This window comes from Gilliamella sp. ESL0443, assembly GCF_019469165.1.
Lineage (GTDB): Bacteria > Pseudomonadota > Gammaproteobacteria > Enterobacterales > Orbaceae > Gilliamella > Gilliamella apicola_E.
Genome location: NZ_CP048263.1, coordinates 661976 through 675488 on the forward strand (window position 1 = coordinate 661976; position 13513 = coordinate 675488).

At 33.4% G+C, this 13513-nt stretch carries 10 protein-coding genes and 1 riboswitch; of the genes, 8 read left to right on the forward strand and 2 right to left on the reverse strand.

The window, feature by feature from the left end; translation table 11 throughout:
- Positions 1-50 precede the first annotated feature (50 nt).
- Positions 51-1085, forward strand: coding sequence for a 16S rRNA (guanine(1207)-N(2))-methyltransferase RsmC (rsmC, locus tag GYM76_RS03025; protein WP_370632604.1), 1035 nt, complete (start codon positions 51-53; stop codon positions 1083-1085).
- Between the two features lie 41 nt (positions 1086-1126).
- On the opposite strand, the gene hemN is transcribed toward rsmC, so the two are convergent.
- Together hemN and yihI are read right to left on the reverse strand one after the other, a co-directional pair.
- Entirely contained in the window at positions 1127-2497 is a 1371-nt protein-coding gene (hemN, locus tag GYM76_RS03030; protein ID WP_370632605.1) for an oxygen-independent coproporphyrinogen III oxidase, read from the reverse strand.
- Between the two features lie 240 nt (positions 2498-2737).
- Positions 2738-3202 carry a Der GTPase-activating protein YihI gene (yihI, locus tag GYM76_RS03035; protein WP_220225845.1) on the reverse strand — a complete coding sequence of 155 codons (465 nt, stop codon included), beginning with the start codon at positions 3200-3202 and terminating at the stop codon, positions 2738-2740.
- Positions 3203-3364: 162 nt separating this feature from the next.
- On the opposite strand from yihI, the gene coaA reads away from it, so the two are divergent.
- The 7 genes from coaA to GYM76_RS03070 all read left to right on the forward strand — a co-directional run bounded on the left by coaA (position 3365) and on the right by GYM76_RS03070 (position 13463).
- Positions 3365-4300 (forward strand): type I pantothenate kinase, encoded by a 936-nt coding sequence (coaA, locus tag GYM76_RS03040; RefSeq protein ID WP_220225846.1) that lies wholly within the window; start codon positions 3365-3367, stop codon positions 4298-4300.
- A 16-nt stretch (positions 4301-4316) separates the two neighbouring features.
- A complete protein-coding gene (locus tag GYM76_RS03045) occupies positions 4317-4772 on the forward strand; it encodes a DUF1090 family protein (protein ID WP_065563119.1) in 456 nt (151 codons plus the stop codon).
- Between the two features lie 146 nt (positions 4773-4918).
- A riboswitch (PreQ1 riboswitch) is annotated at positions 4919-4963 on the forward strand.
- 4 nt (positions 4964-4967) lie between these two features.
- Complete coding sequence (queF, locus tag GYM76_RS03050; protein ID WP_065563118.1) at positions 4968-5441, forward strand: preQ(1) synthase; 474 nt, start codon at positions 4968-4970, stop codon at positions 5439-5441.
- Between the two features lie 16 nt (positions 5442-5457).
- The gene (gene queC, locus GYM76_RS03055; protein WP_255561403.1) at positions 5458-6138 is read left to right on the forward strand and encodes a 7-cyano-7-deazaguanine synthase QueC; all 681 of its coding nucleotides are present in this window, start codon (positions 5458-5460) and stop codon (positions 6136-6138) included.
- A 21-nt stretch (positions 6139-6159) separates the two neighbouring features.
- On the forward strand, positions 6160-7320 hold the full coding sequence (locus GYM76_RS03060) for an acyltransferase family protein (protein ID WP_220225848.1): 1161 nt from the start codon (positions 6160-6162) through the stop codon (positions 7318-7320).
- Between the two features lie 117 nt (positions 7321-7437).
- Entirely contained in the window at positions 7438-8112 is a 675-nt protein-coding gene (locus tag GYM76_RS03065; RefSeq protein WP_220225849.1) for a 7-cyano-7-deazaguanine/7-aminomethyl-7-deazaguanine transporter, read from the forward strand.
- A 260-nt stretch (positions 8113-8372) separates the two neighbouring features.
- The gene (locus GYM76_RS03070) at positions 8373-13463 is read left to right on the forward strand and encodes an alpha-2-macroglobulin (protein ID WP_220225850.1); all 5091 of its coding nucleotides are present in this window, start codon (positions 8373-8375) and stop codon (positions 13461-13463) included.
- Positions 13464-13513: the final 50 nt, after the last annotated feature.

Below are 13513 nucleotides of genomic sequence, written 5' to 3' on the forward strand. Positions count from 1 at the left end.
TATAATCTTCGCTTCAATTTATAAAGGTTTTTCATTGAGGCATTATGGCAATATCCACACTTACTCCTGCTAGCCAAGTACTTGAACGTCATCAATCCTTTTTTGATGATAAAAATATTCTTATTGCAGGTGATATCCAAGATAATTACCCAGCTGTTATATCAGCTAATTTGGTTAAGATTCACTGCTCGCAGTATCACACATTTTTAAATTTTAAACACTCGAAACGAGCTGAAAGTACCAATTTTTCGCTCTATCCTGACGAGTCTTTTTATAACAATGTTAACACACTCATATATTATTGGCCTAAAACTAAGAGTGAAGCACAATTTCAGTTATCATTTTTATTAAATAATATGCCTAAAGAGAGTGATATTTTTATTATTGGTGAAAATCGGACTGGTGTAAAAAGTGTTGAAGGATTATTAGCTGATTTTGGCTCTATACAAAAAATAGATAGTGCAAGGCGATGTGGTCTGTATCATTATCGTGCTGATAGCCGTTTAGCTTTTGAATTAAAAGAGTGGTGGCTTAGTTATCATTTAACCATTGAAAACCAAGATATCGAAATTAAAAGCTTACCAGGTGTATTTAGCCAAAAAGGATTAGATGCGGGTAGTGAGCTTCTGTTAAATGCCTTGATGGAACAGAGTGATATTATTAAAGGTAATATCCTAGATGTTGGCTGTGGCTCAGGCATATTATCAACAGTTTTAGGTAAGTTATATCAAGATATAAGTTTAACATTAACCGATGTCAGCAGTATGGCGTTAGAATCAAGCAAAGCTACGTTAGCTTGTAATAATCTTTCTGCAAATGTTATTGCTAGTGATGTATTTTCAGATATCAACGATAAATTTCACTTAATCATCTCTAATCCACCTTTTCATGATGGTAAAGAGACAAGTTATACTGCAGTAAACAAAATGATTAAAGAGGCTAAAAAACACTTAAAATTAAATGGTTATCTTTGTATTGTGGCAAATTCATTTTTGCCTTATCAATCGATTTTGGATGAAACCTTTAAAAGTGTTGAAATTATTGCCCAAACAACAAAATTTAAAGTCTATTTAGCCAGTCATTAATAAGTAATGATAATCAAATATTCATGCGTGAGTAGAGTGAACTAGATCACGCGTGAAAATTGATGTTGTCGAACCAATCGTCGCATATAAATATCAAAACACATACAAATATTTCGAATAAGCAAATGCCCTTTAGGTTGGACTACGATGCTATCTTTACCAATTAAGACTAAACCATCTTGTTCCAATGGTGCTAATAGTTTTAAATCTTCAGTAAAATAGTCATCAAATTTAATCGCATAAAGTTGTTCAATTTGTTTTTTATCAAGGTAAAAATGGCAAATAAGTTGCTTAATGATGTCTCTTCTTATTTTGTCATCTTGATTTAAGGTAAATCCTTTCCATAAACCATTACCTTGTTGTTTAACTAAAGTTTGATAATTTTTTAGATCTTTATGGTTCTGTGCATAACTATCACCCAACATACTAATAGCTGACACACCAAGACCCAATAAATCTGAATCTCCTTTAGTTGTGTATCCTTGAAAGTTACGATGCAATTTATTTTCTTGTTGAGCAATAGCCAACTCATCGGTTGGTTTGGCAAAATGATCCATACCGATAAATTGATAACCGGCTTGAGTTAATTTTTCTATACTAGTTTGTAAGATCTTTAATTTTTGATTAGCGTTAGGTAAATCATAATCTTTGATTTTACGTTGCGCAGCAAAACGACTAGGCAAATGGGCATAATTAAAAACGCTTAATCTATCGGGTGAAATATCAATAACTTTATTTAAAGTTTCGGTAAAACTTTCAACGGTCTGTTTAGGTAATCCATAAATTAAATCGAGGCTAATTGATCGAAAATTATTTTTTCGTGCTTGAGCAATCAACGAGCGGATTAAATTTTCATCTTGTTCTCGGTTAATTAGATTCTGAATTTCATGATTGAAATCTTGAATTCCCATACTTAACCGATTAAAGCCTAGTTCAGAAAGATGATCGATTGTTTGTGTACTGATTTCTCTGGGGTCTATTTCAATTGATAATTCAGCATCTTGAGTAAAGTTAAAGTGTTGTCTGATTGATGTGATTAATCGTGTCATTTCATCATCAGTCAAAAAAGTAGGAGTGCCTCCGCCCCAATGCATTTGGCTTACAATACGATTTTTGAATAATTCTGACCGTTTAGCAATTTCAATATCTAGTATATCGAGATACTGGGTAACTTTATGGGTTTGCCGGGTAATAAGTTTATTACAACCGCAAAAGTAACAAAGTTTATGGCAAAACGGAATGTGGACATATAGTGATAATGAACGTTCAGGATAACGTGTGGCAGCTGAAAGAAAGTTTTGTTCAGTGAACTGCTCATTAAATTCAAGCGCAGTTGGATATGAAGTATATCTTGGGCCGGAATAGTTATACTTTTCTATTAACGCTTGGTCCCATAGCTGAGATTGAATCATATTGTTTTTATTTAATCCTGCTTTTGACATTGTTGTTTCCATCACATTTTGCTTTACTACGCTTTTTAATTTGCGTTTTAATTTTAATACGATTGATTTTTTTCAAATACAATAATGTGCAGATAAATAATCCCAAATATAAACCGAGCATAATAAATATTGGCATTGTTAATGACTCTTTATTGACATTATTTGGAAAATGAAATTATAAATTTCTAGTTCATATTAAATAAATCTAACTTAATTACGTTTAAGTAAGCTGACAATATCTTCTTTAGGCTCTTCTAACTCGTCATCAAAATCATTATCTTCATAACCTAATTGTTTCATCAGTTGATCAATGCGATCTAGTTTATTATCAAGATAAGATTGTTGTTCATTAGTCAATGTTTTGCCTTGCTCAACTAAATCAAGTAAATGGTCAAGTTTAGTATCATTTTCAAGCTGGTCTAATTCTTGTTCTGGTGTTAATTTGACCTTTTTAGGTTGATTAACTTTTATAATTGGATCATCCGTTTGCACTAATGAAATTGGTTTTTTACTACCAATTCGCGGATCTTTAATGATATTTGACGTTTTTTTATTGTTTTGTTTGCCGTTAAAACGAGAACCACTAGGTAAACCTTTATGTTTACGTTTGCGCTTAAGTTCTCGAGACTCTTCATTAATCTCTTGACGGTTTTTTTTCGATTTATTTTTTAACATACAATCTCAATTTAATATCTGGTTATAAATTTACTTAAACATATTTTACCAGCAAGTCATTAATATAGCTATGAGCAGAAGTTAATGCGAATTTATGATTGTAAAAAAATAGATTTAGTATAATCTGAGCCAAATAATTTTTAAATATTGAGCAAATAAAACATGAAAAATCATTTGAGCCCTTATATGCAATTTACCCGACAAGAGTGGGCTGGCTTGCGTAATGCGGTACCGATGACTTTAACTGCTGAAGAATTAACCTCGTTACAAGGAATTAATGAAGATTTGTCTATGGATGAAGTAAGTGAAATTTACTTGCCTTTATCTCGATTACTCAATTACTATATAAGCAATAGTTTTAGCCGTCAGGCAGTCTTATCAAAGTTTCTAGGTAAAAGTCAGAAAATACCTTATGTTATCGGTATTGCTGGTAGTGTTGCTGTTGGTAAAAGCACCACAGCTCGTGTCTTACAAGCATTATTAACTCGTTGGCCGGAACATCGTAAAGTTGCGTTAGTAACGACCGATGGCTTTTTATATCCCAATCGTTATCTTGAAGAACGTGGTATCATGAATAAGAAAGGATTTCCTCAATCTTATGATATCAAAAAGTTAATTAATTTTGTTGCTGATGTAAAGTCAGGTCAGTCAGAAGTTAAAGCACCCGTTTATTCTCATTTGGTTTACGATATTGTTAAAGACGAACAGATTACTATCGACAGTCCAGATATTTTAATTCTTGAAGGATTAAATGTTTTACAAGGCACCATAAATTATACACAGGCTAACAATCGGGTGTTTGTTTCCGATTATGTAGACTTTTCAATATATGTCGATGCACAATTACCCTTATTACACGATTGGTATGTGAATCGATTTTTAAAATTTAGAGCTGGGGCATTTAGTGATCCTAACTCTTACTTTAACCACTATTCTAAGCTTCCCGAGGAAGAGGCTGTGAATATTGCTAACCGCCTTTGGCGAGAAATTAATGAATTGAACTTGATCGAAAATATCCTGCCAACACGGGAACGAGCAAGTTTGATTTTAACCAAAGGTAAAGATCATAAAGTAGATTGTGTTCAATTAAGAAAATAAACTTAGGGGAATCAATATGAAATCAGCAATTAGGTTATTAAGTAAGTTAAGCATTATCACTTTAGTTACTGCATTTTCTGTAAACAGTTATGCAACAAATAATGATGAATACCAAGGGTTAAATTGTGACGGTAAAAAACAAGCAATCCAAACTAAAATAGATCAAGCTAAGAATGCCAATAATGCTAATGAAGTTGCAGGTCTTGAAAAAGCACTTCAAGAAGTTAATACCAATTGTAAAGATGAAACATTAGAAGAAAAATATAAAAGATTAGTGGTTGAAAAAACTAAAGATGTTACTGATAAAACTAAAGAATTAGCAGAAAAGACTAAAGAATATGCAAAAGACAAACTCAATGCAAATCAAGATAAAATTGATGCATTAAAAGCTAAATTAAATGATGCTGAAAAAGAGTTATCTGATGCTAAAGATAAACTTGCTGATTATTACAAACAAATGACTAGCAAATAGAGTAAAGTTAAACGCAAAAAAGTGCCTTCCTCAACTTTTTTGTTAGATAAGCACCATTAATCGAGCGTTAATGGTGCTTTTTTATTGATAAAAGATAATGTGCTTAAACTAGACTTTTCTGCCTAAAAAGAGTAAGGTGTGCGCCTTATTACGTGGTTCGTGAACCTCCCACGCTAAAAAACTAAGGAAAATTTAATGAGCAACATTACACTACTTGGCGACCAATCTGTTCGCTATCCAACTGACTATTGTCCTAATATTTTAGAAACCTTTGATAATAAACACCCCGGTAATGATTATTTTGTTAAATTTAATTGCCCGGAATTTACCAGCCTTTGTCCTATCACTGGTCAACCTGATTTTGCAACGATTTATATTTCGTATGTCCCCAATATAAAGATGGTGGAAAGTAAATCGCTCAAACTCTATTTATTTAGCTTTCGTAATCATGGTGATTATCATGAAGATTGCATTAATATCATTATGAAAGATCTGATTAAATTAATGGATCCTAAATATATTGAGGTTTGGGGGAAATTTACACCACGTGGTGGTATCTCTATCGACCCTTATGCTAATTACGGTAAACCTGGTACTAACTGGGAACAAATTGCGCTAAATCGTTTAGCTAATCACGATCTTTATCCTGAAAAAGTCGATAATCGTTAATTCTTTTCGTACACAAATTAAATCGGAACAGTTAAAAATGCAAAATCGTAAAGCACTAGTGATATTTTCTGGTGGGCAAGATTCTACTACCTGTTTACTGCAAGCCATTGCTGATTATGGGCGTGAAAACGTTGAAACAATCAGCTTTCAATATGGTCAACGACATGCCATTGAGCTTGAAAAAGCCAAATGGATTGCTGACGATCTTGGTGTAAAGCAAACCGTCATTGACACTTCAGTGATCAAACAAACAACTAATAATGCCTTGGTTGATGACTCGCAAGAAATTAAATCAGCTCAAGAAGGGAATTATCCGAATACCTTTGTTGACGGGCGTAATATGCTATTTTTATTGTTAGCCGGGTGTTATGCCAAACAGCACAGTATTAAAGATATCATTATTGGCGTATGTGAAACCGATTTTAGTGGTTATCCGGATTGTCGAGATATCTTTATTAAATCCATGAATGTTTCGATGAATTTAGCATTGGATTACACGTTTAACATCATTACCCCATTAATGTATCTGACTAAAGCGCAAACATGGGAAATGGCTGATAAACTTGGTTATCTTGATTATATTCGGCTACACACTCACACTTGTTATTATGGGGTAGAGGGGGGATGTGGTAAATGTCCTAGTTGCGACTTACGTGAAAAAGGGTTAAATCAGTATCTAACCCATAGCTCTAAATAGTATTATTTAAAGGGGAAATGCATGTCTGACAATCATCAACGATTAGTCTCATTGGATGTATTGAGAGGAATGACCATTGCAGGAATGATTTTAGTGAATAATCCAGGGTCGCCAAATGCTATTTATCCTTTACTTAGGCATGCTAAATGGAACGGGCTGACTTTTGCCGATCTCATCTTTCCTTTATTTATGTTTATTATGGGAGTGTCGACTTATATTTCCCTAAATAAATTAGATTTTAAGCTTAATAAAATTCTGCTAATTAAAATCTTAAAAAGAACACTGATTATTTTTGCTATTGGATTATTGATTGCTTGGTTTTCGGGTTTTCTTGCTTTGTATAAGTATTTTAATTGGCTGCCGTTTCATGAGCGGATGGTTGAATCTTTGTCTTGTATAGATCAAATCCGAATTATGGGCATTTTACAACGTTTAGCGATCTGTTATTTGTTTTCTTCTCTTATTATTTTATGTTTTGATAGAAAATATTTGCCTGTTCTGATCGTTCAAATATTACTGTTTTATTTTTTCATCTTATATTTGGGCGACGGGTTTGAGCAAAAAAATAACAACATTATTGCTAAAGTCGATAGAATGATTTTGGGTGAAGAGCGTATGTATCTGGATAATGGTATGTATTTTGAACCGGAAGGGATATTAAGTACCTTTCCGGCCATTGCTCAAGTCCTTATCGGTTTTTGTATCGCCAAACAATTATTTGCGACTAATGTTAATGTCGACAAAATAAAAATCTTGATTAAATACGGGATAATTTTTTCAATAATAGGGTTTATTTTGAGTTTTATCTGCCCAATTAATAAAAAAATCTGGTCACCGTCATTTGTATTGGTGACTTGTGCTATAGGTTGTGTCTTATTTGCCTTATTAATTTGGTTGATTGATATCAAAAAATACAAAAACGCCGTTCATTGTTTTATCCCCTTTGGCATGAATTCTTTATTCATTTTTGTTATCGCCGGTATTATTTCGATTATAACGCGTAGAATGACGCTGGTTTATCATTCTGATTCATTGAGTTTGCGACAATTTCTGTATTCAAAGGTTTTAGGGCAATATTTTGGAAACTATCCCAGTTCTTTTATCTATGCCTTATTCATTGTCGTGATTTGTTGGTTGATTGCTTTTATTTTATATAAAAAGCATTTTTTTATAACAATTTAAAAATATTAGATATCGATGTAATTAAATTCGGGTTATCCGACATTTTTAACCTTAATTACATCATTTTTACGTTAAAGATTATGGGTTCTCTCACCCCATTTAAAAAAGGAAACGAATATGTATTTGAATATTCACTCTGAAACACTTCAGAACAAATTCAATTCAGCTCAGCAGCGCAAAGCGCTTTGCTGGCTCTCTTTTTTTCATATTTTAGTTATTGCTTCGAGCAATTATCTGGTACAAATCCCATTTGATATATTCGGTTTTCATACCACATGGGGAGCATTTACTTTTCCATTTATCTTTTTAACCACCGATTTAACCATTCGGGTATTTGGTGCTAGTCTTGCCAGAAAAATTATCTTTGTCGTTATGATACCGGCATTACTGTTCTCTTATTCCATTTCGGTTGTGTTTTTTGAAGGGCATTGGCTGGGATTTTCAGCTTTATCTGATTTTAACAGTTTTGTTTTCCGTATTGCTTTAGCCAGTTTTGCCGCTTATTTAGTTGGGCAATTGATGGATATCACTGTGTTTAATTATTTACGTAAGAATAAAGCATGGTGGGTTGCGCCTTCGGCGTCAGCGGTGTTAGGTAATAGTATTGATACTATTGTCTTTTTTGCCATTGCCTTTTATCAAAGTAGCGACGAATTTATGGCCAATCATTGGATCGAGATTGCCGCAATTGACTATAGTTTTAAAATTTTGATTTGTGGATTATTCTTCTTACCGCTTTATGGCATTATTTTGAATTTCATTTTAAAAAAACTGCTTATAAAATCACTATAACAACCTGATTAATTACTTAATTATTCGGAATAATTGTTAATATTTAGAGCTTATCAGCGTTATGATAAGTTCTAAATGCTAAAACCCCTCTCAAAAACCCCGTTCCTCAACTTTTTTTACCAATTTAAAATATTTAATTATCTCAAAAAAAATTAAAAATCTTGATAAAGATTCTTTGCTAAAGTTTTTGTGAAAGTGCATAATATGAACAAAAAAATAAGTAGTATTTTTATCAGGAATAGAAAGGATTAGGTGAAACAATGAGATTGATAAAACACTTAGCTGTGTTGGGTTTGTTTTTGACGTTATGCGCTTGTGATAATCAAAAAGATAAATCGACAGATTCAGTAAGTAATAATAAAACTGAATTAACTACAAATAATACCAGTAATACCAGTAATACAACGCATGATTCGAGTACAAATTCGCAATCTCATAACCCATTTAATCCAACACCTGAACTAATCGAAAAATATAAAGGTAAAAATCTAAAAGTTCTCGATAGTTCAGAATTAATCATTGATGGTTCAAGCACATTAGTCGTGACGTTTTCTGTCCCTCTCAATCCGAAATTGAATTTTTCAAATTTATTAAGATTGGTTGACAAAGAGAGTGGTGTGGTTGATGGCGCTTGGGAGTTGTCTGATAATGGCCTTGAATTAAAACTTCGCTACCTTCAGCCAAATCGTAAATTGGTTTTAACTATCGATAAGATGTTATCAGCGATTAATGATAGCCATTTGTCATCTGTTTATGAAGCTCAAATAACCACCCAAGATCGCCAACCTATGGTTGGTTTTGCTAGTACTGGATTTTTATTACCAAGTAAATCCATGAGTGGATTGCCGATTAATACGCTCAATGTTGATAAAGTTGATATAAACTTTTTCAAAATTAAGCCAGAAAAATTACCTATTTTACTTGATAATTATGGTTTTATTGATATGTTGTCAATTTGGCGTTCGCAAAGTATGAGTGAATATACTGATTTAGTTTATTCTTCAAGATTTGATCTTAATCCTAGACCGAATGCTCAAGAAACCATTATCGTTAACCTTTCTACAGTTTCTGAACTTAATCAAGAAGGTGTTTATATTGCGGTAATGAATGAAGCGGGTACTTATAATGAATCAAATCCTGCAACAATATTTTCAATAAGTAATATCGGGGTTTCATATCATCGTTATGATAATGGTAAATTAGCGGTAACGACTCATGCGTTAGATAACGGTAAGCCACTAGCTAATATTAATTTAACATTATTATGCGAATCTAATAATAAGCAGTGTAAGAATATTAAGGCAACGACAGATAAAGATGGCTATGTTGAAATCGATGGCAACAACAAGGCATATAGCGTATTGACTGCAACCGATGGCGAGCAAACTTCATTTTTGATGGTTAATCGTGTTGCGCTTAATTTAACTGATTTCAATTTATCGGGCAAACCTTTCTACCAAAAACAATTATTTGTTTTTGGCCCTCGTGACCTTTATCGTCCGAACGAAACCGTCTATTTTAATGCACTATTACGTGATGCAGATGGACAGCCATTACCTGATCAACCAATCGTCGCTGAAGTGTTTTCTTCTAATGGTCGAGTTGTCAAAACTTATCAACTAAAAAGCAGTGTGAATACCAATGGTTTATATCAACAACAATTTGTTATCCCCGCTGATGCAGCAACAGGTAATTGGTTAATTCGTTTCAATTTAGGTGATGATAACTATCGCCAGTGGAATTTCAAAGTTGAAGAATTTTTGCCAGAACGTATGGCGATGGAAATACACAGTTCATCTGATGGTCCAATTCTTAAGAGTGAAGATGTTTCTTTTGATATAAAAGGTTGGTATTTATATGGTGCGCCAGCATCTGGTAATCGCTTAGATGCTAATCTTTATTTAAAGAAAGTTGATACCATTGCAGGATTAGATGACTTCAAAATTGGATCAGCTACTGAAGAAAATCCATATCGCGAACTTGATTCTTTAGAGTTAAAGTTAGATAGCGATGGTTTAACTGAAATTAATATTGAGAATAATTATTGGTCAGGAAGCTCATCACCTCTAAAAGTCGTTTTACAAGCTAGTTTGCTAGATTCTGGTGGTAGACCAGTTACGCGTTATGCAACACAAACTATTTGGCCTGCACCTAAATTGCCGGCAATCCGAGCATTATTTGAAAACTCAGAATATTATGATTGGAATAGCGATAATTATTTTGAGCGTCCAACTGTAGACATAAATAGTAATGCTGAATTCGAAATCGCTTATGTTGATTTGGATGGGGAAAAATTAGGTACAAAATCATTAAAAGCTAGACTAGTTCGTGAGCGTAATGATTACTATTGGGTTTGGTCTGAGGAAGATGGTTGGCGTCAAAGTTCCAACTCGAAGGAATTTGTGGTTTCTGAAGATCAGTTATCTATTGAGGCAGGCAGTACCACAAAAATAACCTATCAACCTACTGATTATGGTGCTTACCGAATTGAAGTGGTAGATACAAACAGTAAAGTCGTATCAAGTCTCAGATTCTGGGTTGGTTATGATTGGGAAGATAATACTCATGGTACTAAATCAGTACGTCCAGACCAAGTTAAGTTAAGTATTGATAAACCATCTTATAATCCTGGCGATGTCGCTAAAGTTAATGTTCAAGCACCGGTAGCGGGTTCTGGTTATATTTCTCTCGAAACCAATGATGGGACGATTTGGAAAAAAGCAATTACGGTGGGTGAAGAAGGTTTAGATGTCGAAATTCCTATTGAAAAATGGGGGCGACATGATGTCTATATTAGTGCTATGATTATTCGCCCTTCGACTGATGCTTCCGTGCAAACAGTTAAACGAGCAATTGGTTTACTTTATTTACCAATTGATACGTCTAATCGTCAATTAAATGTGACAATTGATACACCGGTACAAGTAGAACCTGAAACTGTTGTGCCAATTAAAATTAAAATGGATAAGCCATCTGTCCAAAAAGATAAAAAAGTGACTGTATTGGTTTCAGCTGTTGATTCAGGTGTTTTAAATATCACTGATTATGTCACACCAGATCCTTATGCTTGGTTTTTAGGACGTAAACGTTTTAATGTAGATATTAACGATGTCTATGGCAGCTTAATTGAAGCTACTGGTCGTAATGTAAATATGAGCTTTGGTGGTGATGCGATGGGTGCTGGCGGTAAAAAACCGTCAAATGAAGTTCTAATTGTTGCACAACAACTCAAAACCATTCAATTAGATGACAATGGCGAAGGTGTTATTAATTTACCTTTACCTAATTTTAATGGTGAGCTACGTATAATGGCTCAAGCATGGGATGATAATCGTTTTGGTAAAGCTGATAAAAAAATGAAAGTTTCAGCTCCGGTTATAGCTGAATTATCAACTCCTCGATTCTTATCTGGTGGTGATCGCGCTGTATTAGCGTTAGATCTTCATAATTTGACAGATAAAACACAAAATATGAAAGTTGAAGTATCGACTAATGGTTTGATTCATCAAAATGAAGCCAAAACGATATCAGTCAAACTTGATAGTAAACAAAAAGATATCATTCAAATCCCTGTTATTGCAGATTATGGTTATGGTACTGGTTCGGTAACAATAGCGGTCAAAGGTATTTTACTTGAAGATAATTCTGACACTAAAATTGAAAGATCATGGTCAATTGGCGTAAGGCCTGCATATGCCGGAACAACGAGATCTTATGTGTTAGCACTAGATGCCAATGATAATTGGGAATTACCAAACGATGCATTAACAGGATTAATTGATAACACTGTTGAAGGGCAATTGGTCATTTCTAATCAGCCGCCGTTAAATATTGCTCAATATATCAAAGATTTATTTGCATATCCTTACGGTTGCTTGGAACAAACAACGAGTGGTTTATTCCCATCATTATATGCCAATAGTAAACAACTCGCAGAACTAGGTATTAAAACTGATTCAGATGAGATGCGTCGTAAAAAAGTGCAATTAGGTATTTCACGTATCTTATCAATGCAACGAAATAATGGTAGCTTTGGGCTATGGAATAGTCATAGTGAAGAAGAGCATTGGTTGACAGTTTATGCAACAGATTTCTTGTTGCAAGCTAAAGAACGAGGTTATCAAGTTAGTGATAAAGCGCTTGATTCAGCAATGACACGCCTAGGTCAATATATCTATGATACGTCTGCATATAATAATCTTGATTATTATGGAGATTCACGTAGTTTTGAGTTTTCTAAGTTGTCAATTAAAGCCTATGCATTAATGGTTTTAACTAAACAAAATAAAGTTACCTCAGCAATGCGTAACGAGATAAATTATTTATCAGACAAGATAAGTAATGATAAGTCATTTATCTATTCGCCATTACCTATAGCTCAACTAGCGGTTGCTGCTAAATTAAATGGTAATCAAAATGTTTATGAAAAATTATTACCTTTAGTTTTTAGCACTTCGTATCAATACAATAATCACTGGTTTGGTAATTACGGTAGTGAAATACGTGATGAAGCATTAATTCTATCTTTATTAATAGAAAACAAAATAGCTCAGAATAAACAAGGTACTTATCTGTATAATTTATCAGATTTATTAAACAGTAAACGATATTTCTCAACACAAGAATTAAATTCATTGTTTATTGCTGGTTGGTCATTAGAACAGCATAAAAGTGGTAATAAATTTAAGGTATCAGTGAATGGAAAAGTTAATGAAGTTGATTCAGTATTTTCACATTCATATGATTTTGATAAATTAACCCAAGGGTTATCGATTGATAATTCAGAATCAGATGAGCCACTATATGTTAAGTTCTCTGTAACAGGTTATTCTAAAACACCTCCAGCGCCAACCTCAGCTGATGGTTTCTTTAACATCAGTCGTACGTATTATGATTTGCAGGGTAATAAAATATCACCAGCAGATTTAGATGTAGGTTCTATGATGGTTGTGGTTTTAGATGTAATAGCTAAAGAACAAGTTCATGATGCGTTGGTTGTTGATTTCTTACCAGCTGGTCTAGAGCTTGAAAATCAAAACCTTTCTAATAGTAGTGTGAATTTATCATCAATTCCTAGTATAGCTAAATTAATGGGAGATGATGATGCTAGTAATATTAAATATCAAGAATATAGAGATGATAGATATGTTGCCGCTGTTAATATTAATAATTATGTGGGGCGCAATAATAAATATCGAAAACGTTTAGTGTATTTAGTTAGAGCAGTAACTACTGGCGATTACATGATTCCTTATCCTTATGTAGAATCTATGTATCGTCCAGACCGTTTTGCTATAGGACAATCACCTGATTTCATGACTATTTCAAATCCTAAGCAGGAAGAAAATTAATTAGATATTAATATACGTTACTAATTATTCCGCCAATATATTTGGCGGAA

Coding starts and splice junctions, on each gene's coding strand:
- GYM76_RS03070 (WP_220225850.1), top strand. CDS start 8,373: ATGAGATTGATAAAACACTTAGCTGTGTTGGGTTTGTTTTTGACGTTA.
- queF (WP_065563118.1), top strand. CDS start 4,968: ATGAGCAACATTACACTACTTGGCGACCAATCTGTTCGCTATCCAACT.
- yihI (WP_220225845.1), bottom strand. CDS start 3,202: ATGTTAAAAAATAAATCGAAAAAAAACCGTCAAGAGATTAATGAAGAG.
- GYM76_RS03045 (WP_065563119.1), top strand. CDS start 4,317: ATGAAATCAGCAATTAGGTTATTAAGTAAGTTAAGCATTATCACTTTA.
- GYM76_RS03065 (WP_220225849.1), top strand. CDS start 7,438: ATGTATTTGAATATTCACTCTGAAACACTTCAGAACAAATTCAATTCA.
- hemN (WP_370632605.1), bottom strand. CDS start 2,497: ATGATTCAATCTCAGCTATGGGACCAAGCGTTAATAGAAAAGTATAAC.
- GYM76_RS03060 (WP_220225848.1), top strand. CDS start 6,160: ATGTCTGACAATCATCAACGATTAGTCTCATTGGATGTATTGAGAGGA.
- coaA (WP_220225846.1), top strand. CDS start 3,365: ATGAAAAATCATTTGAGCCCTTATATGCAATTTACCCGACAAGAGTGG.